The sequence below is a fragment of the Jatrophihabitans lederbergiae genome (genome assembly GCF_031845305.1).
Taxonomy (GTDB): Bacteria; Actinomycetota; Actinomycetes; order Mycobacteriales; family Jatrophihabitantaceae; genus Jatrophihabitans_A; species Jatrophihabitans_A lederbergiae.
Window position 1 is genome coordinate 52684 of the sequence record NZ_JAVREH010000002.1, and the last position, 24719, is coordinate 77402.

General features: G+C 67.0%; 21 protein-coding genes. 18 read left to right on the top strand and 3 right to left on the bottom strand.

Going from position 1 to position 24719, the window contains the following annotated elements; all coding sequences use genetic code 11:
- Positions 1–129: 129 nt before the first annotated feature.
- The 17 genes from RM423_RS01710 (at position 130) to RM423_RS01790 (ending at position 20300) form a co-directional block, all read left to right on the top strand.
- Positions 130–492 carry an NADH-quinone oxidoreductase subunit A gene (locus RM423_RS01710; RefSeq protein ID WP_311421267.1) on the top strand — a complete coding sequence of 121 codons (363 nt, stop codon included), beginning with the start codon at positions 130–132 and terminating at the stop codon, positions 490–492.
- A gap of 46 nt (positions 493–538) precedes the next feature.
- A complete protein-coding gene (locus RM423_RS01715; protein WP_311421268.1) occupies positions 539–1078 on the top strand; it encodes a NuoB/complex I 20 kDa subunit family protein in 540 nt (179 codons plus the stop codon).
- A complete protein-coding gene (locus tag RM423_RS01720) occupies positions 1075–1788 on the top strand; it encodes an NADH-quinone oxidoreductase subunit C (protein ID WP_311421269.1) in 714 nt (237 codons plus the stop codon). The genes RM423_RS01715 and RM423_RS01720 overlap by 4 nt, the downstream gene beginning before the upstream one ends.
- 77 nt (positions 1789–1865) lie before the next feature.
- On the top strand, positions 1866–3188 hold the full coding sequence (locus tag RM423_RS01725) for an NADH-quinone oxidoreductase subunit D (protein ID WP_396327566.1): 1323 nt from the start codon (positions 1866–1868) through the stop codon (positions 3186–3188).
- A gap of 34 nt (positions 3189–3222) precedes the next feature.
- A complete protein-coding gene (nuoE, locus tag RM423_RS01730) occupies positions 3223–4113 on the top strand; it encodes an NADH-quinone oxidoreductase subunit NuoE (RefSeq protein WP_311421271.1) in 891 nt (296 codons plus the stop codon).
- Position 4114: 1 nt separating this feature from the next.
- A complete protein-coding gene (gene nuoF / locus RM423_RS01735; RefSeq protein ID WP_311421272.1) occupies positions 4115–5434 on the top strand; it encodes an NADH-quinone oxidoreductase subunit NuoF in 1320 nt (439 codons plus the stop codon).
- Positions 5431–7926: an NADH-quinone oxidoreductase subunit G gene (locus RM423_RS01740; protein ID WP_311421273.1), complete on the top strand. Its 2496-nt coding sequence runs from the start codon at positions 5431–5433 to the stop codon at positions 7924–7926. The genes nuoF and RM423_RS01740 overlap by 4 nt, the downstream gene beginning before the upstream one ends.
- Positions 7923–9275, top strand: a complete 1353-nt coding sequence (nuoH, locus tag RM423_RS01745) for an NADH-quinone oxidoreductase subunit NuoH (protein WP_311421274.1) — start codon at positions 7923–7925, stop codon at positions 9273–9275. Before RM423_RS01740 ends, nuoH begins: the two co-directional genes overlap by 4 nt.
- 211 nt (positions 9276–9486) lie before the next feature.
- Positions 9487–10020: an NADH-quinone oxidoreductase subunit NuoI gene (nuoI, locus tag RM423_RS01750; RefSeq protein WP_396327567.1), complete on the top strand. Its 534-nt coding sequence runs from the start codon at positions 9487–9489 to the stop codon at positions 10018–10020.
- The gene (locus RM423_RS01755; protein ID WP_311421276.1) at positions 10017–10799 is read left to right on the top strand and encodes an NADH-quinone oxidoreductase subunit J; all 783 of its coding nucleotides are present in this window, start codon (positions 10017–10019) and stop codon (positions 10797–10799) included. Before nuoI ends, RM423_RS01755 begins: the two co-directional genes overlap by 4 nt.
- Complete coding sequence (nuoK, locus tag RM423_RS01760) at positions 10796–11095, top strand: NADH-quinone oxidoreductase subunit NuoK (protein ID WP_311421277.1); 300 nt, start codon at positions 10796–10798, stop codon at positions 11093–11095. Before RM423_RS01755 ends, nuoK begins: the two co-directional genes overlap by 4 nt.
- 15 nt (positions 11096–11110) lie before the next feature.
- Positions 11111–13021, top strand: a complete 1911-nt coding sequence (nuoL, locus tag RM423_RS01765) for an NADH-quinone oxidoreductase subunit L (RefSeq protein WP_311421278.1) — start codon at positions 11111–11113, stop codon at positions 13019–13021.
- A complete protein-coding gene (locus tag RM423_RS01770; protein WP_311421279.1) occupies positions 13021–14574 on the top strand; it encodes an NADH-quinone oxidoreductase subunit M in 1554 nt (517 codons plus the stop codon). Before nuoL ends, RM423_RS01770 begins: the two co-directional genes overlap by 1 nt.
- Positions 14571–16142, top strand: a complete 1572-nt coding sequence (gene nuoN / locus RM423_RS01775) for an NADH-quinone oxidoreductase subunit NuoN (protein ID WP_311421280.1) — start codon at positions 14571–14573, stop codon at positions 16140–16142. Before RM423_RS01770 ends, nuoN begins: the two co-directional genes overlap by 4 nt.
- Before the next feature lie 17 nt (positions 16143–16159).
- Complete coding sequence (locus RM423_RS01780) at positions 16160–17146, top strand: polyprenyl synthetase family protein (protein WP_396327568.1); 987 nt, start codon at positions 16160–16162, stop codon at positions 17144–17146.
- A gap of 175 nt (positions 17147–17321) precedes the next feature.
- Complete coding sequence (locus tag RM423_RS01785) at positions 17322–18296, top strand: acyl-ACP desaturase (protein ID WP_311421282.1); 975 nt, start codon at positions 17322–17324, stop codon at positions 18294–18296.
- A 996-nt stretch (positions 18297–19292) separates the two neighbouring features.
- Positions 19293–20300, top strand: a complete 1008-nt coding sequence (locus RM423_RS01790; RefSeq protein WP_311421283.1) for a hypothetical protein — start codon at positions 19293–19295, stop codon at positions 20298–20300.
- On the opposite strand, the gene rarD is transcribed toward RM423_RS01790, so the two are convergent.
- From rarD to RM423_RS01805, 3 genes are read right to left on the bottom strand one after another with little or no spacing between them, the layout of a single operon-like run.
- The gene (rarD, locus tag RM423_RS01795) at positions 20297–21217 is read right to left on the bottom strand and encodes an EamA family transporter RarD (protein ID WP_311421284.1); all 921 of its coding nucleotides are present in this window, start codon (positions 21215–21217) and stop codon (positions 20297–20299) included. The genes RM423_RS01790 and rarD overlap by 4 nt on opposite strands.
- A 13-nt stretch (positions 21218–21230) precedes the next feature.
- Positions 21231–22292, bottom strand: a complete 1062-nt coding sequence (locus tag RM423_RS01800; RefSeq protein ID WP_311421285.1) for a 2-oxoacid:ferredoxin oxidoreductase subunit beta — start codon at positions 22290–22292, stop codon at positions 21231–21233.
- 44 nt (positions 22293–22336) lie between these two features.
- Positions 22337–24190, bottom strand: coding sequence for a 2-oxoacid:acceptor oxidoreductase subunit alpha (locus RM423_RS01805; protein WP_311421286.1), 1854 nt, complete (start codon positions 24188–24190; stop codon positions 22337–22339).
- A gap of 197 nt (positions 24191–24387) precedes the next feature.
- On the opposite strand from RM423_RS01805, the gene RM423_RS01810 reads away from it, so the two are divergent.
- Complete coding sequence (locus RM423_RS01810; protein WP_311421287.1) at positions 24388–24696, top strand: hypothetical protein; 309 nt, start codon at positions 24388–24390, stop codon at positions 24694–24696.
- Positions 24697–24719: the final 23 nt, after the last annotated feature.

A 24719-nucleotide genomic window follows, 5' to 3' on the forward strand; every position in this document is an offset into this window, starting at 1 on the left:
GGGGGTTAGGCAAGCCTAACCAGCACTGGATCACGGCAGGCTACTAGCCTGAGAGAGCCGCTGCGGCGGGTGAGTCGCCGCCGTGATGAGGACGAAGTTCAAACGAGGAAGAGGGGAAGCAGGTTCACCATGCTTTCGACGTACCTGCCGATCGTGGTCCTTTTCGCCCTGGCATTCGGCTTCGCGGTCTTCTCCGTCATCATCGCGACCATCACCGGGCCCAAGCGCTACAACAAGGCCAAGATGGACTTTTACGAGTGCGGCATCGAGCCGGCGCCGATGTCCTCGGGCCCGAACCGGTTCCCGGTCAAATACTTCCTGACCGCGATGCTCTTCATCGTCTTCGACATCGAGATCATCTTCCTCTACCCCTACGCAGTCGAGAGCGAGAATCTCCGCCTCTTCGGCTTGGCCGAGATCTTCCTGTTCATCGGCACCGTCTTCATCGCCTACGCCTACGTGTGGCGACGCGGTGGCCTGGACTGGGACTGAACATGCACGACTACTGCCTTACCTTCAAGAAGATTGGCCCGGTGACATGGGTTTAGAAGAGAAACTTCCAGACGGGATCCTGCTGGCCAGTGTCGAAGGCCTGGTCAACTGGACCCGCAAGTCCTCGTTGTGGCCGGTGACCTTCGGCCTCGCGTGCTGCGCGATCGAGATGATGACCTTCGGAGCGCCCCGCTTCGACTCCGCGCGTTTCGGCATGGAGGTCTTCCGCCCCTCGCCGCGCCAGTCGGACCTGATGATCGTGGCAGGCCGGGTCAGCCAGAAGATGGCCCCCGTCGTCCGCCAGATCTATGACCAGATGGCGGAGCCCCGCTGGGTGATCGCCATGGGCGTCTGCGCCTCCTCCGGCGGTATGTTCAACAACTACTCGATCGTGCAGGGCGTGGACCACATCGTGCCGGTGGACATGTACCTGCCCGGCTGCCCGCCGCGTCCGGAGATGTTGATCGACGCGATCCTGAAGCTGCACCACAAGATCCAGAACGAGCCGCTCGGCCCCAAGCGCGCCGCGAAGCTCGCGGGCCAGAAGGTCGAACTGGTTCCGTCGGCGCAGAGGTACGCCAAGTGACCCAGCTTCCCGAAGACCGCGAGACCCGGCTGGCCCAGCTGTCGGGCTCGCTGCCGGCCGGCCGGTCCCGGCCGGGCATGTTCGGCGTCACCGGTAGCGGCGACACCTCAGGCTTCTCCGGCCTGCAGCGCCAGCCGTGGGTCGAGCTGCCGGCCGAGCGTCCGTACGGCAGCTACTTCGACGAGGTCATGGACTCCTTCCAGGCCGCGTACTCCGGCTTCGATGCGGCCGTACAGAAGGTCGTCGTCGACCGCGGTGAGATCACCCTGCATATCGCGCGTGAGCACATCGCGGCGGTGGCACAGGTGTTTCGCGACGACGAGAGCCTGCGCTTCGAACTCCTGTCCTCGGTGTCGGGCGTGGACTATCTCTCCCGCGAAGGCGCCGAGGGCACCCGGCTGCACGTCGTCTATCACCTGACGTCAATGACGTATCGGCGTCGCATCCGGCTCGAGGTCGCGGTCTCGGTCGCCGACCCGCACCTGCCTTCGGTCACCGCGGTCTATCCGACCGCGGACTGGCAGGAACGCGAGACGTGGGACATGTTCGGGGTCATCTTCGACGGCCACCCGTCGCTGACCCGGATTTTGATGCCTGATGACTGGGACGGCTTTCCCCAGCGCAAGGACTATCCGCTCGGCGGTGTCGAGATCGATTACAAGGACGGCGCACACATTCCGCCGCCGGACGAGCGTCGGGCCTACCGATGAGCGGCCACGTGGCTGCCGGCCTGGTTGCCGGCAGCAGTCAGTCCACGAGCAACAGCACAGATGAGTCGATGGTGTAGCTGATGGCACAATCACAGAGCCGATCCCGAGCGACCACCGAAGGCCGCGTGTTCGATCTGTCCGGCGGCGACTGGGACTCGGTGCTCGGGGAAGACCCGATCGCCGAGGAGCGGCTGGTTCTCAATATGGGGCCGCAGCACCCGTCCACCCACGGCGTCCTGCGCCTCGTCCTCGAACTCGAGGGCGAAAGCGTCACCGACGTCCGGCTGGTGGTCGGCTACCTGCACACCGGCATCGAGAAGAACGCCGAGTTCCGCAACTGGACGCAGGGCAGCACGTTCGTGACCCGCTGTGACTACCTCGCGCCGTTGTTCAACGAGACGGCGTACTCGATGGCCGTCGAGAAGCTGCTCGGCACCGAGATCACCGAGCGTGCCACGCTGATCCGGGTGCTGATGATGGAGATCAACCGCATCTCCTCGCACTTCGTGTGGCTGGCCACCGGCGGCATGGAGCTGGGCGCGCTGACCGCGATGACCAACGGCTTCCGGGCCCGCGAGCGTTGCCTGGACATCCTCGAGATGATCACCGGGCTGCGGATGAACCACGCCTACATCCGTCCGGGCGGCGTCGCGCAGGACCTGCCCGAGGGCTACGCGCCGAAGATCCGCGAGTGGCTCAAGGCGATGGACGAAGAGGTCGCCGGCGTCGACAAGCTGCTGCGCGGACAGCCGATCTGGATCAAGCGCATCAAGGGCGTCGGCTGGATCGGTGTCGAGGGCTGCCTGTCGCTCGGCCTGACCGGCCCGATGCTGCGGGCCGCCGGCCTGCCGTGGGACCTGCGCAAGACCGAGCCGTACCTCGGGTACGAGACCTATGACTTCGACGTTCCCACCGACTCCGGTGGCGACTGCTGGAGTCGCTTCGTCGTCCGGGTCGCCGAGATCCGCGAGAGCCTGCGGATCATCGCCCAGGTGCTGGACCGGATCGAGGACACCCCTGGCCCCATCATGGTCGAGGACCCGAAGATCGCCTGGCCCGCGCAGTTGTCCATCGGCCCCGACGGCATGGGCAACTCGCCCGCCTACATCAACAAGATCATGAACGGCTCGATGGAGTCGCTGATCCACCACTTCAAGCTGGTGACCGAGGGGTTCCGGGTGCCTCCGGGCCAGGTGTACGTGCCCATCGAAGGACCTCGCGGCGAGCTGGGCGCCCATGTGGTGTCCGACGGTGGCACCCGGCCCTACCGGATTCACCTGCGCGAGCCGTCATTCATCAACCTGCAGGCCACGGCGGCCATGACCATCGGTGGTCAGATCGCGGATGTGATTGCATCCGTCGCCTCGCTCGACCCGGTCATGGGCGGTTGCGACCGATGAGCACGCGACGATCCGGATGGAGAGCGTTGACCCGATGAGCCCGTCTACCAACACCCGCTTGACGCTGATCGACATCGAGCGCCCGGGCAATGCCGATGTCTTCGACGCAGAAGTCCGTGCCGCGGCCGATGAGATCATCGCTCGCTACCCGGCCGGGCAGTCGCGGTCGGCGCTGCTGCCGATGCTGCACCTGGTGCAGTCCGAGCAGACCTACGTCTCCGCCGACGGCATCGCGTTCTGCGCGGACGTCCTCGGCCTGACCAAGGCCCAGGTAGCGGCGGTCGCGACGTTCTACACGATGTACAAGCGCAAGCTGACAGGTGAGTATCTGGTCAGCGTGTGCACGAACACCCTGTGCGGAATGCTCGGCGGGGACGACATCTATCGCACGCTGTCCGACACCCTGGGCGTCGGCATGAACGAGACGACGGCCGACGGGCTGATCACCCTGGAGCACGCCGAGTGCTTGGCCGCGTGCGACTACGCGCCCGTGGTGACCGTCAACTACGAGTTCTTCGACAACCAGACGCCGGAATCGGCCAGCGGCCTGGTCAGCGAGCTGCGCGGCGGCAGCCGCCCGCTGCCGACCCGCGGCGCGCCGCTGTGCAGCTTCCGGGAGATCTCACGGCAGATCGCCGGCTTCGTCGACCAGCGTCCGGAGTCCGTCCGGGCGAGCGCCACCGGCCCGCAGACCGAGGCCGGCGTCATGCTGGCGCAGCAGCGCAACGAACAGGCGCCCGGTTACCAGCCCGAGCAGGACGCGGGCTCCGCCAGCGCCGGGCACGCAGAACGGGCCGCCGCCGAGAACAGCGGCACCCGCGACGGATCGAGCGCCAACGATGCCCCGCTCAACACCTTCCAAAGCGATCCGGCGGCCGACTCCAAGACCGGCGGCCAGAGCGAACGAATCGGCAAGGGTGACTGACATGGCACTGACCCCCGTACTGACCAAGCGGTTCGGCACCAACGCGCCCTGGCGCATCGACAACTACGAGCGGCTGGACGGCTACGCCGGCCTGCGCAAGGCGTTGACGATGCAGCCGGACGAGCTGATCGCCCTGGTCAAGGAATCCAACCTGCGCGGCCGCGGCGGCGCGGGATTCCCGACCGGTATGAAGTGGCAGTTCATACCGCAGGCCAAGCCGGGTGAGCCCAGCAAGCCGCATTACGTCGTGATCAACGCCGACGAGGGCGAGCCGGGTACCTGCCGGGACCTGCCGCTGATGATGAACGATCCGCACTCCATGATCGAGGGCGTCATCATCGCCTGCTATGCGGTTCGCGCCGCGCACGCGTTCGTCTACATCCGGGGCGAGGCGGTGCACGCGATCCGCCGGGTGACCCAGGCCGTCAACGAGGCCTACGCCCACGGCTACCTGGGCGACAACGTCCTCGGCAGCGGTCTGCGCTTCGACATCACCGTGCACGGCGGTGCCGGCGCCTACATCTGCGGCGAAGAGACAGCGCTGCTCGACTCGCTGGAGGGCAAGCGCGGCCAGCCCCGGCTCAAGCCGCCGTTCCCCGCGACCAACGGCCTGTACGACGCGCCCACCGTCGTCAACAATGTCGGCACCCTGGCCAGCGTTCCGTACATCGTGCTGGGCGGCGCGGCCTGGCACAAGAAGATGGGGCCGGACGGCTCGCCGGGTACCTCGATCTACTCGCTGTCCGGGCGGGTCAAGAACCCCGGCCAGTACGAGGCGCCCATGGGCACCACGCTGCGCGAACTGCTTGAGATGGCCGGTGGGATGAGCCGGGGCAAGGACCTGAAGTTCTGGACCCCCGGCGGTTCGTCCACGCCCCTGTTCACGGCCGAGCACCTCGACGTGCCGCTGGACTTCGACTCGGTCGGCAAGGCCGGTTCCATGAACGGCACCTCGGCCGTGATGATCTTCGATACCGACGACAGCGTCGTGCAGGCCGTCCTCAAGTGGACCCAGTTCTACGAGCACGAGTCGTGCGGCAAGTGCACCCCGTGCCGCGAGGGCAACTACTGGACGGCCCAGATCCTGGAGCGGATCTGGCACGGTGAGGGCGTTCTCGCCGACCTCGATACTCTGCTCGATGTCAGTGACAACATCTTCGGCCGCTCGTTCTGCGCCCTGGGCGACGGTGCCACCAGCTGCATCATGTCCTCCATCAAGTACTTCCGGGACGAGTACCTGGCTTTGATCGCGAAGAACCCGAACAGCGGGCTCGATGCCGGCTCGTCTCAGGCACCAGCCCTGACCGGAGCATCCGCATGACCGTTGCGCCCAGCAAGCCGACCTCCACCCAGCCCCCGGCTGAGGACCTCGTCACCGTCACCATCGACGGCATCGAGCTCTCGGTTCCCAAGGGCACCCTGCTGATCCGCGCCGCTGAGCACCTCGGCATCCAGATCCCGCGGTTCTGTGACCACCCGCTGCTGGAACCGGCCGGTGCCTGCCGGCAGTGCCTGGTCGAGGTCACCGACATGGGCAACGGGCGCGGCATGCCCAAGCCCGCCGCTTCGTGCACCACCACGGTGATGCCCGGCATGGTGATCAAGACGCAGCTGACCTCGGCGGTCGCCGACAAGGCGCAGCAGGGTGTCATGGAAATGCTGCTGATCAACCACCCGCTGGACTGCCCGGTCTGCGACAAGGGCGGTGAGTGCCCGCTGCAGAACCAGGCGATGAGCAACGGCCGCGCCGAGAGCCGGTTCGTCGAGCACAAGCGCACCTTCGCCAAGCCGGTCGCGGTGTCGACCCAGGTGCTGCTGGACCGCGAGCGGTGCGTGCTGTGCCAGCGCTGTACCCGCTTCTCCGACCAGATCGCCGGTGACCCGTTCATCGACCTGCTCGAGCGCGGCGCGCAGCAGCAGATCGGCACCTCGACCGACACCCCGTTCCAGTCCTACTTCTCCGGCAACACCGTGCAGATCTGCCCGGTGGGGGCGCTCACCGGCGCCTCGTACCGATTCCGGGCCCGGCCGTTCGACCTGATGTCGACGCCGAGCATCTGCGAGCACTGCTCCTCGGGCTGCTCGCTGCGCAGCGACTGGCGGCGTGGCAAGATCACCCGCCGGCTCGCCGGTGAGGACGCCGAGGTCAACGAGGAGTGGAACTGCGACAAGGGCCGGTGGGCCTTCCAGTACATCAACCAGCCCGACCGGTTGCTGCACCCGCTGGTGCGCAACGCCGCCGGGCAGCTGGTCGAGACGTCCTGGCCCGAGGCGCTGGAGGCGGCCGCCCTCGGTCTCGCCCGCGCCCGTGACAACGGCGGCGTCGGGGTGCTGCCGGGCGGCCGGCTGACCGAAGAGGATGCCTACGCGTACTCCAAGTTCGCCCGGGTGGTGCTCGGCACCAACGACATCGACTTCCGCGCACGGCCGCACTCGGATGAGGAGCTGGCGTTCCTGGGCGCGGCGGTGGCGGGCGTCACGCCCTACACCGGTGGGGTGAGCTTCACCGACCTCGAGAACGCCCGGACCGTACTGCTGATCGGCTTCGAACCCGAAGAGGAGTCGCCGATCACGTTCCTGCGACTGCGCAAGGGCACCCGGGCCGGTATCACGATGGTCTACTCCATCGCCGCGATTGCCTCACGGGGCCTGGACAAGCTGCGCGGTCACCTGATCGCGACGGTTCCCGGCGACGAGGCGGCGGTTCTCGCCGACCTCGATGTCGACCTCCGCGAGGCACTGACCGCCGGCGTGATCCTCGTCGGCGAGCGGATGGCCACCGTCCCCGGCGCGCTGAGCGCCGCCGTCGAACTGGCCGAGGCCACCGGGGCCCGGCTGGCCTGGGCTCCGCGCCGTGCGGGCGACCGGGGCGCGCTGGATGCAGGTGCCGTGCCGACCCTGCTTCCCGGCGGCCGGCCGGTCACTGACGATGCCGCCCGGGTCCAGGTGGAGCGGGTGTGGAACGCGCACGTGCCGACCGCGCCCGGACGCGACCTCACCGGCATCCTGACCGCGTTGACCGATGACACCGCCCCGCTCGGCGGACTGCTGATCGGCGGCGTCGATCTGGCGGACCTGCCGGACAGCGCCATCGCCGAGGCCGCTCTGGCGGCCGCCGGCTTCGTGGTGAGCCTGGAGATCAGGCGCTCGTCGGTCACCCCGTACGCCGACGTGGTATTGCCGGTGGCGGTGGCTGCCGAGAAGGCCGGCCGCTTCGTCACCTGGGAGGGTCGTCGTCGCCCGTTCGACCTGACGCTGACCAACACCGGCCAGCTGCCGGACGGTCGGGTGCTGAACGCGCTCGCCGACGAGCTGGACGTCAATCTCGGACTGCCCAGCCACGAGAACGCCCGCGTCGAGCTCGACGCCCTGGGGGTTGCCACCGTCCGGGTGAGCGCTCCACGGGCCGTCAGGTACCCCCGCGGTGCCCACCGCGTCCAGCCGCGCGGTAATCAGACCGTCCTGGCGACCTGGCACGAGCTGATCGACGGCGGTTCGCTCACCGACGGTGAAGAGAACCTCGCCGGTACCGCGAAGCCGCTGCGGGTGGTCCTGGGCGCCCAGACGGCCGCCGGACTCGGGGTTTCCGAGGGCGACGCCGTCACGGTCAGCACCGCCCACGGCTCGATCACCGCGGCCGTGCAGCTCACCGAGCGGGCGGCGCCCGGCGTGGTGTGGCTGCCCGCCAACCACCGGCACGGCTCGGTCCGCACGCTGCTCAACGCGGTGCACGGCGACGCGGTGACCGTGACTCCGGCGTTGGCCGCTGACCCAAGCTCAGATCTCGGTGTGGCACGTGGAGGTGCGGCATGAACCACGCGGCCATTCTGGCGGTGGCGGACCAGACCGGTTCGACACTCGGCGGATTCGGGCACGACCCGTTCTGGCTGGTCCTGATCAAAGTCCTCGGCGTCTTCGTGTTTCTCGTCGTGATGACGTTGTTCTCGATCGTGTTCGAGCGCAAGGTCGTCGGGCGGATGCAGAACCGGATCGGCCCGAACCGGACCGGACCGTGGGGCATCCTGCAGTCCCTGGCGGACGGCATAAAGCTCGCCTTCAAAGAAGAGATCATCCCGACGCTGGCGGACAAGCCGGTGTACTGGATCGCTCCCGTCCTGTCGGCGGTGCCGGCCTTCCTGGCGTTCTCCGTCATCCCGTTCGGCCCCGGGGTGTCGATCTTCGGCCACCACACGCAGCTCCAGCTGACCGACCTTCCGGTCGGCGTGCTGGTCATCCTGGCGTGTTCGTCGCTCGGTGTGTACGGCATCGTGCTGGCCGGTTGGGCGTCCGGCTCGACGTACCCGCTGCTCGGTGGGCTGCGGTCGGCCGCGCAGATGATCTCCTACGAGGTCGCCATGGGCTTGTCGCTCGTCATGGTCTTTCTCTACGCCGGAACCATGTCGACGTCGGGCATCGTGCAGTACCAGAGCGATCACATCTGGAACGCCCTGCCGCTGTTCGTCTCCTTCGGGGTCTACCTCATCGCGATGGTCGGTGAGACCAACCGCGCACCGTTCGACCTGCCAGAGGCGGAGTCGGAGCTGGTCGGCGGTTTCCACACCGAGTATTCCTCGATGAAGTTCGCCCTGTTCTTCCTTGCCGAATACATCAACATGGTCACCGTCTCGGCACTGGCCACGACGATGTTCCTCGGTGGCTGGCGCGCCCCGTTCCCGCTGTCGCTCTGGCACGGCGCGAACTCCGGCTGGTGGCCGATGGTGTGGTTCACCGCCAAGGTGATCCTCTTCATCTTCGGCTTCGTCTGGCTGCGTGGCACGCTGCCGCGGCTGCGCTACGACCAGTTCATGCACTTCGGTTGGAAGGTGCTGATCCCGATCAACCTGGTCTGGATCCTCGCCATCACCACCATGCGCGTGCTCCGCAACGAGGGCTGGAACGCCTTCGCGGTGATCCTGGTCGTCGGCCTGCCCGTCGTGGCGATCATCGCCAGCTGGGCGCTGGTCGACCTGCGGCGCAGCAAGCGGATCGACGCCGAGGCCGCGACCGAAGAAGAAGCGGAGGCAGCCCGACCGGCCACCTTCCCAATTCCCCCGCTGGACCTGGTCGTGCCGCGCTCACCATGGCTGGTCAGCGCCGGCGTGAGCTCCGCCGCTCTGCCGGCCTCAGAAAGCACGACACACGAAAGGCCTCTCAATGGCTGACGTACCAAGGCCGTCGCCGTCCGCGGACCACGCCGCGCGGCCTACCGGTGCCGCGGTTCCCGCGGACCGGCAGGCCCCGCTGCCCGTGACCACCAACGACGTGCCGGCACCGCTCGATGTCTCGGCCAAGCGGTTGGACGAGGACGAGTTCAACCAGCCCAATGCCACCCTGGCGAGCTTCGCCGGTGGCTTCGGGCTGACGTTCTCGACGATGTTCAAGAAGGTCTATACCCAGCAGTACCCGTTCGAGGTCTTCCCGACCGCGCCGCGCTTCCACGGCCGGCACGTGCTCAACCGGCACCCGGACGGGCTCGAGAAGTGCATCGGCTGTGAGCTGTGCGCCTGGGCCTGCCCCGCCGACGCGATCTACGTCGAGGGCGGCGACAACACCGAGACGGAGCGCTACTCACCGGGTGAGCGTTACGGCAAGGTGTACCAAATCAACTATCTGCGCTGCATCTTCTGCGGGTACTGCATCGAGGCCTGCCCGACCCGTTCGCTGACCATGAGCAACGAGTACGAGCTGGCGCTGGACAACCGCCAGGATCTGATCTACACCAAGGAGCAGCTGATGGCCCCGCTGCTTCCCGGCATGGAGGCGCCGCCGCACCCGATGCGCCTCGGTGATGACGAGAAGGCTTACTACACGCCCCGCAAAGAAGAAGGCGCGCCGCAGAGCGGGGCCAACGTCGCCGGCCGGCCGATCACGAGCAACGCCATCGAGGTCGGGGGTCACCACGCATGAGTGCGACACAGGTGGTGCTCGCCGCGGCCAGCACTAGCAAGGTGACGACCGGCGAGGCCGTCTCGTTCTGGATTCTCGGGCCGGTAGCGCTGCTCGGCGCCATCGGCACGGTGACCCTGCGCAACGCGGTCCACTCGGCACTGTCGCTGGTCGCCACGATGATGTGCCTCGGCCTGTTCTACCTGATCGAGCAGGGGCCATTTCTCGGGCTCGTGCAGATCATCGTCTACACCGGCGCCATCATGATCTTGTTCCTGTTCGTGCTGATGCTGGTCGGCCGTGACTCCTCGGACTCCCTGGTCGAGACGCTGCGCGGGCAGCGAATAGCGGCGTTGCTCTCGGGCCTGGCGTTCGCCCTGCTGGTCGCCCTGGCGATCGGCCGCGCGTTCACCGGCCAGAGCGTGAAGAACCTGGACGAGGCGAACGGCCAGTACGGCAACAACGTCAACGGCATCGCCCACCAGTTGTTCACCAAGTACCTGTTCGCCTTCGAGCTGACCTCGGCACTGCTCATCGTCGCGGCCGTCGGTGCCATGATCCTGGCGCACATCGAGCGGGACGGGCCCAAGCCGACGCAGAAGAGCTTGGCCCGCGAGCGCATCCGCTCCGGTCGCCCGCAGCCGCTGCCCGGACCGGGTGTGCTCTCCTCGGGCAACGCGGTCGGCACTCCCGCGCTGCTTCCGGACGGCTCCATCGCCGGCGAGTCGCTGCTGGGTGGGGCACCCCTCAAGGTGGGCGGCCGGGACGCGCTGCCCGGACGAAACGGTGACCTCTCGTGACGCCTACCTACTATCTGGTTCTCTCCGCGGCGCTGTTTTCGATCGGCGCCGTTGGTGTGCTGGTGCGGCGCAACGCGATCGTCGTGTTCATGTGCGTGGAGCTCATGCTCAACGCGGTGAACCTGACCCTGGTCACGTTCGCCCGCATCAACGGCACCCTGGACGGTCAGATCATGGCCTTCTTCGTCATGGTCGTGGCCGCGGCTGAAGTCGTGGTCGGCCTAGCCATCATCATGTCCATCTTCCGGACGCGACGGTCGGCCTCGGTCGACGACGCAAACCTCCTGAAGTACTAAGGGAGCTGTAGAAACTTGAACGCCGCTCACGGAATTCAGTCCGCAGCCTGGCTGCTGGTGGCGGTCCCCGCGCTGTCCGCCGCCGTCCTGCTGCTATTCGGCAAGCGAGCCGACAAATGGGGTCACCTGCTCGGCGCGCTGGTGCCGGTGCTCCTGTTCATCTACGCCGCGATGCTGTTCTTCTCCATCCGGGGTGAGAGCGGTGAGGGACGCGAGCGCAACCTGCACCTGTTCAGCTGGATTCCGGTGGGCGGCTTCGACGTCGACGTCGGCTTCCTGCTCGACCCGCTGTCGCTCACCTTCGTGCTGCTGATCACCGGGGTCGGGTCGTTGATCCACATCTACGCCGTGGGCTACATGGCCCACGATCCCGGCCGGCGCCGTTTCTTCGGTTACTTCAACCTGTTCATCGCGGCGATGCTGCTGCTGGTGCTCGCCAACGGCTACCTGGTGCTCTACGTCGGCTGGGAAGGCGTGGGCCTGGCGTCCTACCTGCTCATCGGCTACTACTACACCCGCCCCGCTGCCGGTACGGCAGCCAAGAAGGCGTTCATCGCCAACCGCGTCGGCGATGTGGGCCTTTCCATCGCCATCATGCTGATGTTCGTCTACGTCGGCTCGACGGACTTCCAGCACGTCCTGTACGGCGGCGCGCTGAACGCCCTCAAGCCCGGCGTCATCCTGGCCATCTCGCTGATGCTACTGCTCGGTGCCTGCGGAAAGTCGGGGCAGTTCCCGCTGCAGACGTGGCTGCCGGATGCCATGGAGGGGCCGACCCCGGTGTCGGCACTCATCCACGCGGCGACCATGGTGACCGCCGGCGTGTACCTGATCGCCCGGTCCGCGCCCATCTTCAACCTCACGCAGGACGGCCGGACCGTGGTCACGGTGATCGGCGCAATCACGCTGCTGTACGGCTGCGTCTGTGCCTTCGGGCAGGACGACCTGAAGAAGGTGCTCGCCTACTCCACGGTGAGCCAGATCGGTTACATGTTCCTGGCCGTGGGGCTCGGCAACGGCGTCTATGCGATCGGCATCCTGCACCTGGTCGGGCACGGCTTCTTCAAGGCGGCGCTGTTTCTCTCCGCCGGCTCGGTCATGCATGCGATGAACGACCGCATCGACATGCGCCGCTTCGGTGGCCTGGCCAGGGTCATGCCGATCACCTACGGCGTGTTCGTCTGCGGCTACCTCGCGATCATCGGTTTCCCCGGCGCGACCGGCTTCTTCACCAAGGACAAGATCATCGAGGCCGCCTTCGACAAGGGCGGCACCTCCGGCTGGATCCTCGGCATCGTGGCGCTGCTCGGTGCCGCCCTGACCGCGTTCTACATGACCCGCGCGCTGGTGATGACCTTCCACGGCAAGCGTCGCTGGGAAGACGACGTGCACCCGCACGAGGCGCCGGTCACGATGAAGGCGCCGATGATCGTGCTCGGCTTACTGGCGCTGGTCGGCGGGTTCCTGCTCACCTTCGGCGGCAGCTTGCAGAACTGGCTGGAGCCCTCGGTCGGCAAGCCCATCGAGGCTGGCGCCCATACGATCTCGTCGACTGTGCTGACGGCGCTCACGCTGGTGGTCGTCGCCTTCGGCGTGGCCGGCGCGGTACTGGCCTTCGGCCGCCGGCCGGTCCCGGTCGTCCAGCCCGCCGGCTCGCCGATCACCGTCGCAGCCCGGCGCAACATCTACGCCGACGCCTTCAACGAGACGGTTCTCATGCGGCCGGGGCAGTGGTTGGTTCGAGGACTGGTGTTCTTCGACAACCGCGGGGTGGACGGGGCGGTCAACACTTTCGCGGCCGGGCTGGGAGGCGGGTCCGGTCGGCTCCGCCGGACGCAGACAGGTTTCGTTCGGTCCTATGCCCTGTCGATGCTTGCTGGCACTGCCGTGATCCTCGCGGTGCTGCTCGCGGTGAGGTTCTCCTGATGCACAATCTGACCCTGCTCGGCCTGCTGGCGGTCCCGCTGATCGGTAGCATCGCGATCTTCGCACTGCCGACCGGCAAGAACCTGCTGGCCAAGCAGATCGCGCTCTTCGCCTCGGTCATCACCTTTCTCTACGCGATCGTGCTGGGCGTGGACTTCAAGACCTCCGCGGGCGCCAGCCGGTTCCAGTTCAACGCCTCGTGGGTGTGGATCAAGAACCTGGGCGTGCACTTCGCCTTCGGCGTGGACGGCATCGCGCTCGTCCTGATCGCCATGGCGACCCTGCTCGTGCCCTGCGTGGTGCTGTCGTCCTGGAACACCTTCGACAGCGTGACGGACGCCGAGGAACTCGAGACCACCACCCGTTCGCCCAAGACGTACTTCGGCCTGATCCTGCTGCTCGAGGTGTTCATGATCGGCGTCTTCGCGGCGACCGACGTGTTCCTCTTCTACGTCTTCTTCGAGGCGATGCTGGTGCCGATGTACTTCATCATCGGCAGCTTCGGTGGCCCGCGCCGCCAGTACGCGGCGATGAAGTTCTTCCTGTACTCCCTCTTCGGCGGCCTGCTGATGCTGGCCTCGGTGATCGGTGTGTATGTCAGCTCGGGCACGTCCAGCTTCGCCTTCACCGACCTCGTCGGCCACGTGCCGACCGGCGCGACCCAGAAGTGGCTGTTCCTCGGCTTCTTCATCGCCTTCGCGATCAAGGCACCGCTGTTCCCCTTCCACACCTGGCTGCCGGACGCCGGGGCCGAGGCCCCGGCCGGTGGTGCCGCGCTGCTGGTCGGCGTGCTGGACAAGGTCGGTACCTTCGGCTTCCTGCGCTACTGCCTGCCGCTGTTCCCCGAGGCGTCGCGCTACTTCGCCCAGCCGATCTTGATCCTGTCTGTCATCGGCGTGCTGTACGCGGCGTTCCTGGCGATGGGGCAGCGCGACATGAAGCGCCTGGTTGCCTACACGTCGGTGGCTCACTTCGGCTTCATCGGCCTCGGTATCTTCGCCTTCACCACCCAGGGCGGCACCGGCGCGGTGCTCTACATGCTCAACCACGGCCTGGCCACCGGCCTGCTGTTCATCGTGGTCGGCTACGTGGTGGCCCGCGGCAAAAGCCGGCAGATCACTGACTACAGCGGTACCGCCAAGGTGACCCCACGCCTGGGCGGCACCTTCCTGATCGCGGGGCTGGCAGCGCTGGCGCTGCCCGGCATGAGCACGTTCATCAGCGAGTTCTTGACCCTGCTCGGTACGTTCACCCGGCACAAGGCACTGGCCATCATCGCGACCACCGGCATCATCCTCGCCGCGTTGTACGTGTTGCTGCTGTACCAACGCACCATGCAGGGCGTGGTGAGTGAGAAGGTGGCCGCCTTCCGGGACCTGAATGCCCGCGAGATCTTCGCCGTCGCGCCGCTCATCGTGCTGATCTTCGCGCTGGGGATCTACCCCAAGCCGGTGATCGACATCATCAACCCCGCCGTGAAGTTCACCATGCAGGATGTCGGAAAGACCGATCCCCAGCCTCAGAACGCGGCCCAGCTCGGAGGACAGAAGTGAGCCCGCTCAGCGTTGTTTCGGCGGCCGTCGGCGACCCGACAGCGGTGATCAAGGCACCGTCGATCAGTTACGCCGCGCTCGCGCCCATCCTGATCGTGCTGGGTGCGGCGTGCGTCGGAATCCTGGTCGAGGCGACGGTGCCCCGGGCCCAGCGCTTCAACGCCCAGCTGACGCTGACCCTCGCGTCGCTGTTCGCGTCGCTGATTGCGGTCATCCTGCTGCGCGGGACGTCCACCCTGACCGCGGCCGGAGCGGTGTCCATCGACGGCATGTCGCTGTTCGTGCAGGGCACCATCCTGGTTCTCGGGGGCCTGTCGGTGATGCTGCTCGCCGAGCGGAGCTTCGAGCCGGGCGGCGCAATCGTCGCGGCCGCCGCCGTGGTGGTCGGCTCCCCGTCGGACCGCCGGCTGGCCAGCAGCAACCGGGTGCAGACCGAGGTCTTCCCGCTGCTGTTGTTCGCGGTCGGCGGCATGCTCATCTTCCCGGCGGCCAACAACCTGCTGGTCATGTTCGTGGCGCTCGAGGTGCTGTCCCTGCCGCTGTACCTGATGGCCGGCCTGTCCCGCCGTCGCCGGCTGCTCAGCCAGGAAGCTGCCATCAAGTACTTCCTGCTGGGTGCCTTCGCGTCGGCGTTCTTCCTCTACGGTCTGGCGCTGCTGTACGGCTACGCCGGGTCGGTCGACCTGTTCGACATCCTCAAGGCCCAGAGCACGTCGACCCAATCCGACACCCTGCTGTACCTGGGCTTCGGCATGCTGATCGTCGGCCTGCTGTTCAAGGCCGGCATCGCGCCGTTCCATTCCTGGACGCCGGACGTCTACCAGGGCTCGCCGACGCCGGTCACCGCCTTCATGGCGTCGTGCACCAAGATCGCCGCGTTCGGCGCGATCATCCGCGTGTTGTACGTCGGGTTCTCGATCAGCGCCTGGAACTGGCGGCCGATCATCTGGGCCGTCGCGATCGCCTCGATGGTGGTCGGCGCCATCATCGGCCTCACCCAGACCGACCTGAAGCGAATCCTGGCGTACTCCTCCATTGCGCATGCCGGGTTCATTCTGGTGGGCCTGGTGTCGCTGGACTCAGCCGGCCTTTCCGCCGTGCTGTTTTACCTGGTGGCCTACGGCTTCACCACCATCGCGGCGTTCGGCCTGGTCACCTTGGTCCGGGATGGCAACGGCGAGGCGTCCCACCTGTCGCAGTGGTCGGGCCTGGCCAAGCGCTCGCCGCTGTTCGCGGTGACGTTCACCTTCCTGCTGCTGGCACTGGCCGGAATTCCGCTCACCAGCGGGTTCACGGGAAAGTTCGTGGTGTTCCGGGCGGCCTACCACATCGCTGGTCCGCTGGTCGTCATCGCCTTGGTCACCTCCGCCATCGCCGCGTTCTTCTACCTGCGCATCGTGGTCATGATGTTCTTCGCCGAGCCCGCCGAGGACGGTCCGACGGTGGCGATTCCGTCGGCGGTCTCGACCATCGCCATCACGGTCGGGACCGTGGCGACACTGCTGCTGGGGGTTTTTCCACAGCCGCTGCTCGACCTGGCCGACAAGGCAGCTAAGTTACGCGGGTGAGTTCCCAGGCGTCGCTAATGGCCGTCGGCATCCAGTTCGACGACCCCGAGCTCGAGCAGGCCGTACGGAACGGCCTCCAGACCATCGAACTCGCCTTGCGGGCATCGGTGCAGTCGGAGGACGAGTTCGTCGCCGATGTAGCGAGATACCTGGTCGAGGCCGGTGGCAAGCGGTTCCGGCCGCTGTTGACGCTGTTGGCCGCGCACTTCGGGGACCCGGACGGCGACGGCGTGGTGATGTCCGCAGTGGTCTGTGAGCTGACCCACCTGGCGACGCTGTACCACGACGACGTGATGGACGAGGCGACCGTACGCAGGGGCGCCACCGCCGCGAACTCCCGATGGACGAACACGGTTGCCATCCTGACCGGCGACTTCCTGTTCGCCCGGGCGTCGGACATCTTGTCCGACCTGGGTGCTGAGGCGGTCCGGATCCAGGCGCGCTGCTTCGAGCGCCTGGTCACCGGCCAGATCCGTGAGACCGTCGGACCGAGGCCCGGGGTCGACCCGGTCGACCACTACTTGTCCGTGCTGACCGACAAGACCGGCTCATTGATCGCCACGTCGGCCGAGTTCGGCGCCCGGTTCGCCGGCGTGGACCCGGACACCATCGCGAGCCTCCGCGCTTTCGGTGAGCAGTTCGGCATCGCCTTCCAGATCTCGGACGACATTCTCGACATCGTCTCGGACACCGGCCAGTCGGGCAAGACTCCGGGCACCGATCTCCGGGAGGGGATTCAGACGCTGCCGGTGCTCTACGCGCTGCGCTCCACCGACCCCGCGGACAGCAGGCTGCGCGAGCTGGTGAGCAAGCCGCTGCTCGGCGACGCCGAGCACGCCGAGGCCCTGGCGCTGCTGCGCTCATCTCGGGCCATCGAGCAGGCGCGAGAGACGATGCTGTCCTTCGCCGAGGCCGCTCGGGCCACCCTGGTGGGCCTACCGGACGTTCCCGCCAAGGCCGCGCTGAACGCCTTGGCCGACCTTGTCGTGGTCCGCACCGGTTGAGATCGCCGTCGGCGATGCTGCGCACCGGTTAAGATTGCCGCTGGAGATACTGCGCACCGTTGAGATCGCCGTCGGCGATGCTGCGGCCGCGCTGAGCCTGGCGCCGGCTGCGGCGCCCGTTGGCGTAACCTACGGAAGCGTAGGTTCGTCGTCCGCATGACATCGGAGATCGTCAATGACCGTCCAGGCAGGCAGAATCCCGTCCGGCGCAGAGGGTGTTCAGGCCCGGCTGCTGCATGAGCTCGAGCCCACCGTCGAGGCCAATCTCGAACGCCACCTGGCCGTGGCGAAGCCGTGGATGCCGCACGACTACGTGCCCTGGGGCCGCGGCCGTGACTTCGCCTTCCTGGGCGGTGAGGACTGGCGTCCCGAGGACTCCCCGCTCGATCCGGTGGCGAAGACGGCGATGATCGTCAATTTGCTGACCGAGGACAACCTGCCCTCGTACCACCGCGAGATCGCCACCCAGTTCGGCCGGGACGGTGCCTGGGGGCAGTGGGTCGGCCAATGGACCGCCGAAGAGGGCCGGCACGGCATCGCCCTGCGCGATTACCTGGTTGTGACCCGCGGCGTGGACCCGGTGAAGCTCGAGGGCCTTCGGATGGAGCACATGGCCGCCGGTTACGACTCCGGCGACAAGACCCCGTTGCAGGCAGTGGTGTATGTGTCCTTCCAGGAGCTCGCGACCCGGGTGTCGCACCGCAACACCGGCAAGGCGACCGGGTGCCCGCTGGCCGAGCAGCTGCTCGCTCGCATCGCTCTCGATGAGAACCTGCACATGGTCTTCTACCGCAACCTGGTCGCCGCTGCCTTCGAGATCGCGCCGGACGAGACCATGGCGGCAGTCCGCGACGAGGTCGTCGGTTTCAAGATGCCGGGCGCCAACATGCCCGACTTCACCCGCAACTCGGTCACCATCGCGAAGGCGGGCATTTATGATTTGCGGCTGCATCACGACGCGGTGGTCCAGCCGGTGTTGAAATTCTGGCGGGTGTTCGACCGGGACGATCTCGGGGCGGCCGGTGAGCAGGCGCGCGAAGAGCTGGCCGCATTCGTGTCGGGCCTGGACGAGCAGGCATCGCGGTTCGTCGAGCAGCGCGAGCGGTTACGGGCTCGTGCAGAGGCACGCGCCGGGCAACGTTCCGCTTAGTTCCTGGGTCTTGACCGCAACACGAACTCTATCTTTCACGCGGGATATACATCGGCCTGAATCGGGGTACACTCGGGACCTCTTGGACGGACCGGCTGGCGCCCTGCCACTCGAGCGGCCAGTGCGAGTGGGTACCTGTGCGCTGCGGCCGGTACGGGTGATGTATGCGTGGAGGAATCGTTGGTGCGGTTGAAGACCAGTGGTCGGCGAGCAGGGTGGGTCACCGTCCTCGGATGTTTGGCTGTGGCCGGAATGTTGCTGGTGCTCTCGGCTCCGGCGGGTGCGATGGGCGGAACGTCGCGGCCGACAGGTGCCTCGCCCGCTGCCATGAGTGGTGGCCGTGCCGTCACGAGCGTGTTGCATGTCAGTCACAGCGCGTCGGCTCACAAGGAGTCCGCTAACAAGACTTCGACCCACCGCACGTCGGCTCGCAGGACGTCGGCACATAGCAAGACTTCGACCCACCGCACGTCGGCTCGCAGGACGTCGGCACATAGCAAGACTTCGACCCACCGCACGTCGGCTCGCAGGACGTCGGCACATAGCAAGTGGCCGGACAAGGTGGCAGTACACGGGAAGTCCGATCAGCCGAAGGCCGCTGGCCGGGGCCGCGCCGCGAAGGCGAGATCGCACCGCAAGCCCGCTCACCAAAGCCTGCGACCGGGCAAAGCTGGATCGGCCGGGAAATCCACCCATACCGCTGCTGCTGGTAAGGCTGGGCATACGAGGTCGACTCACCGCCCGGTCGCCCGTCGCCAGCCGTCGCACGCCGCCTCAACCCACCGGCGGCCCGCCAGCACGTCGACACGCGCCACGACGTCCGCACGCGCCACCTCTCCACGCGCCACCGCCCCACACTCCACCTCTCCACACGCCACGACATCTGCACACGGCACGACGTCTACACCCATGACATCTGCACACGGCACGACGTCTACACCCATGACATCTGCACACGCCACGACCTCTACACGAGGCACGTCCACATCCGGCAAGGTGACGGTAACCGCCCGTGGTGCCCAGCGCTGGAACCTCACGGCCGCTCCCGCCACCGCGGCGGCGGCACAGACCGCTCAGGAGACCGCTCAGGCAGCGGCCATCGAGCTCCTCCGGCTCAGCTTCACCGCTGAGGGTGCCGAAGGCGCGAGCGATCGCCTGTCATCGGCTGCGGCGGCCACCCGGCGCCTCCTCGTCGCACTGACTGGCCTGACCGGCCTGACCGGCCTGACCGAGTACGGTGCCACCGCTGTGATGCCGACAGCCACCACGCTGCCTGGCGTTCAGCCGAGCAGACCGCCCGGTGCGGAGCCCAGTACGCCGACCGGTGCTCGCCCGAGCACGCCGACGACCGTTGCTACTCCCGCACCGACCTCGGCAACTACCCGCAGCGGCGCTACTCCCGCCGCCTCCACGGTGGTCGTTGCGGCGAGCAGGACCAGAGGCCCGAACCCCAGCGCCGCTCCGCAGACCAGCACCCCGCAGACCAGCACCCCGCAGACCAGCACCCAAGAGACCAGCACCCCGCAGACCAGCACCCAGCAGAGCAACGCCCCGCAGACCAGCACCCAGCAGAGCAACGCCCCGCAGACCAGCACCCAGCAGAGCAACGCCCCGCAGAGCAGCACCCAGCAGAGCAACGCCCCGCAGAGCAGCACCCAGCAGAGCAACGCCCCGCAGAGCAGCACCCAGCAGAGCAACGCCCCGCAGAGCAGCATCCAGCAGGGCAACGCTCAGCAAACCAACGCCGCACCGAGCAGTTCAGCGCCGTCCGGTCACTCCTCGGCGGCGACTTCGCACGCGCGCACCAAGGCGCCGGTCACGCCGAGCGCGCCGCAGCCACGGCGTCTGCTCAAGCGCCAGATCGTCGCGCTGCCGAGCCGGATCGGCCAGGCAAGCCTGTCGGCGGGCATGCTGCCGCTCGGGTTGGTGGGCATCGTCGCGTTCTTAGGGTTGCTGCTGGTCATCGGCGGAACCCGGCGAGGCACGCTCACTCGCAAGCCCTAGGTGCTGATCGGCTCCGGTTGCGCCGTGTCACGGTTGCGGCGAGAACTGCGCAGGGCCTCGGTGGTGAGGATGACCAGCGCGACCCAGACGAGTGCGAAGCCCAGTAGCCGGGGCAGCGGCATCGCCTCGTGCCGGACGCCCACCCCGACGGCGAACTGCAGCACCGGAGCGAGGTACTGCAACAGCCCGATCGTGCTCAGGGGCAGCCGACTGGCACCCGCGCCGAACAGCAGCAGTGGAATCGCGGTGATCACGCCGCTGCCGGCCAGCAGCAGCGTGGTGGAGTGGCTGTGGTGGCCGAAGGTGAGCTGGGACCGGTTTGCCAGTACCGTCAACGTGATCAGCGCCGGCAACGCGAGCACGGCGGTCTCGATGGCCAGTGATTCCACGGCCCCCGCACTGACCTGCTTCTTGAGAAAACCATATGCCGCGAATGACACCGCGAGCGTGAGCGCGATCCAGGGGAGCCTGCCGTAGTCGATGGTCAGGACCACGATGGCGACCGTGGCTATGCCGACGGCAATCCACTGCGATCGCGTCAAGGACTCCTTGAGCACGAACACCCCGAGCAGAATCGTCAGTAGCGGGTTGATGAAATAGCCCAGGCTCGTCTCGACGACGTGCTCGCTGTTGACGGCCCAGATGTACACGCCCCAGTTGACGGAGACGCACGCCGCGGCGAGCGCGAGCCGAGACAGCGCGGCTCGGTCTGCGATTACCGCCCGGACCCCGGACCAGTTGCGGGTACAGAGAAGAACGATCGCAATGAACAGCAGCGACCAGATCATCCGCTGCGCGAGGATCTCGATGGCGCCGGCCGGCTTGAGCAGCGGCCAGTAGAGCGGGAAGAGGCCCCAGAGCAGATAAGCCCCCGAGCCGTAGATCAGACCTTTGCGGTTGTCCTCGTTCGAACTCACGTCGCGAGCGCCGTTAGCCGATCGTCCAGGTGTCGCTGCCGCGCAGCAGGCTCATCAGCGCTTCGTCGTCGCCCGGTGCCTGCGCCTTGGCCATCGTGACCTGGTCGTTGAGCAGCTTGTCGTAGCTCGGACGCGACACGTCGCGGAAGACGCCCATGGGCGAGAGCCGGCTGTCGGCCTGGGACAGCCTCGAGAGCGCGAAGGCGTAGGACGGGTCGGCGTTGTGCGCGTCGTGGATGACCACTCGGGAGTCATCGACGGCAACGCCCTCCGCCACGGTCAGCCCGCCGGTCAGCGGGTCACGCACCACGGCCTTGGCCGTAGGCCCGGTCGGGGCGCCGAAACGGATCGGCTGCCCGTGCTCCAGCGGGATGATCCAGTCGCCCTTGGTGTCAGAGTCCTTCAGCAGCTCGAAGGCGCCGTCGTTGAAGATGTTGCAGTTCTGGTAGATCTCCACCAGGGAGGTGCCCTCGTGCTCGGTGGCGGCCCGGAGTACGGAGGTCAGGTGCTTGCGGTCCGAATCCAGGGTCCGGCCGACGAAGGTCGCCTCGGCGCCCAGTGCCAGCGACACCGGGTTGAAGGGGTTGTCCAGCGAACCGAACGGGGTGGACTTGGTGATCTTGCCCTGCTCGCTGGTCGGCGAGTACTGGCCCTTGGTCAAGCCGTAGATCCGGTTGTTGAACAGCAGGATCGTCAGGTTGACGTTGCGCCGCAGCGCATGGATCAGGTGGTTGCCACCGATGGACAGCGCGTCGCCGTCGCCGGTGACGACGAAGACGTGCAGGTCCGGACGGCTGGAGGAGAGTCCGGTGGCGATGGCCGGAGCGCGTCCGTGGATGGAGTGCATGCCATAGGTGTTCATGTAGTACGGGAACCGCGACGAGCAGCCGATCCCCGAGATGAAGACGATGTCCTCACGCGGGATGTTCAGCTCGGGCATGAATCCCTGGACGGCCGCGAGGACCGCGTAATCGCCGCAACCCGGGCACCAACGCACTTCCTGGTCGGTCTTGAAGTCCTTGGCCTTCAGGCCGAGGGATCGCAGGCCCTCGGCTCCGCTCGCTGGGTTAGTCATGTTGGTAGTCCGCTCCACTTCTGAGTCCGTTGCCGACGAGCTGGTCACTCGGCATCGGTCAACACTCCCTGCAGCATCTCGGCCAGCTCCGCCGCGCGGAATGGCATGCCCCGCACCTGGGTGACCGAGATGACGTCGGTGAGGTACTTACCCCGGATGAGCAACGCGAGCTGGCCGAGGTTCATTTCGGGGATGACGACCTTGTCGTAGCGCGCCAGCACCTCGCCCAGGTTCGAGGGGAAGGGATTGAGGTGTCGCAGGTGTGCCTGCGCGATGGGGTAGCCGGCTCGCCGTACCCGGCGGATCGCCGCGCCGATCGGCCCGTACGTCGACCCCCAGCCGAGCACCAGCACCTTCGCGTCACCAGTGAGGTCATCGACCTCGAGCGGCGGAATAGTCTTGGCGATCCCGTCGACCTTCGCCTGCCGCGTCCGCACCATGAAGTCATGGTTGTCCGGATCGTAGGAGATGTTGCCGGTCTTGTCGGCCTTCTCGATACCGCCGATGCGGTGCTCCAGCCCGGCGGTGCCCGGAACGGCCCACGGACGCGCGAGCGTCTCGGGGTCGCGGAGGTAGGGCAGGAAGTCGGCGTTGTCCGCGTTGGGCTCGGTCTGGAACTCCACCGTGAGATCAGGTAGTGAGGCGACCTCGGGCAGCCGCCACGGCTCCGATCCGTTGGCGATGTAGCCATCGGACAGCAGGAAGACCGGAGTCCGGTACACCGTGGCGATCCGGACGGCCTCGATGGCCGAGTCGAAGGCGTCGGCGGGAGACTGCGGGGCGATCACCGGAACCGGCGACTCGCCGTTGCGCCCGAACATGGCCTGCAGCAGGTCGGACTGCTCGGTCTTGGTCGGCAGGCCGGTGGACGGGCCACCACGTTGCACATCGACGACGACCAGCGGGAGCTCCAGCGACACGGCCAGCCCGATCGTCTCGGACTTCAGCGAGATGCCAGGCCCGGATGAGGTGGTGACGCCGAGCGCTCCACCGAAGCTGGCGCCGAGCGCAGCGCCCACACCGGCGATCTCGTCCTCGGCCTGGAACGTCGTGACATCGAAGCGCTTGTGCTTGGACAGCTCGTGCAGGATGTCCGAGGCCGGCGTGATCGGGTAGGCGCCCAGGAACAGCGGCAGCTTCGCCAGCCGGGCTCCGGTGATCAGCCCGTAGGCCAGTGCCAGGTTGCCGGCGATGTTGCGGTAAGACCCGGCCGGTAGCGGGGCGGGCTTGATCTCGTACGAGACGCCGAAGGCCTCGGTGGTCTCGCCGTAGTTCCAGCCGGCCTTGAACGCCGCGATGTTGGCCTCGGCGATGTCCGGCTTCTTCGCGAACTTCTCGCGCAGAAACCGGAGGGTGCCCTCGGTGGGACGCGAGTACATCCACGACAGCAGGCCCAGGGCATACATGTTCTTGGAGCGGCCGGCGTCCTTGCGCGACAGCGCGGTACCTGCCAGCGCGTCCAGGGTGAGCTGCGTGAGATCCAGAGCGTGCACCGTGAAGGACTCGAGGGTGCCGTCCTCGAGCGGGTTGGACGACCAGCCGATCCGGGCGAGCGCGCGTTCGGTGAAGTCCCGCGTGTCGACGATGATCGTCGCGCCCTTGAGCAGGTCACCGAGATTGGCCTTGAGCGCCGCGGGGTTCATCGCCACCAGCACGTCGGGGCGGTCGCCGGGCGTCAGGATGTCGTGATCGGCGAAGTGCAGCTGAAAGGACGACACTCCGGCGAGGGTTCCGGCTGGAGCCCGGATCTCAGCGGGAAAGTTGGGCTGCGTCGACAGGTCGTTGCCGAAGTTGGCAGTCTCTTGGGTGAAGCGATCGCCGGTGAGCTGCATACCGTCGCCGGAGTCGCCGGCGATCCGGATGACGACTCGATCGAGCTGGTGAACCTGTGTGGACATGCGAGCCGTCCGCCTCCAATACCCTAAGGATGTTCGTGTCACCTAGCTGGTAGCGCCGTGCAACGAGCCCCGCAACGCCAAATCTCCATCGTACTGAGCAGGCGGCCGCGTGCGTGCGTGGCATCGCTCACCGTGTGCCCGATGATCCTGTGGATAACTCTCCCAGCCCAGTGGGCGATCTGTCTAGAGTTGTCATGATGCGAACATCTGAGCAGTCTTTTGGTGGTTTGGCCGCAGACATTCAAATCGACTTCGCAGGCGCGATCCGCCTTGCCCGCATATTGGAGGGGGTTGCGCGGGAATTGATCGGTGGAAACGAAACTCTGCAATTAAGTGTTCAGGATCCTGAGTTGCGCACCGCACTTGAGCATGCTGAGCACGACTGGCACGACCAGCGGCGCCGTGTGGCCACATTCGCCGAAGAGGCCGCGCGTGGTGTCGAGAGTGCGGTGACCGCTTACCGCGACACGGACGCCGCCATAGCGCGCGTAGCTCGGACATCCTGACCAGGTAGGGGGAACTATCGCGC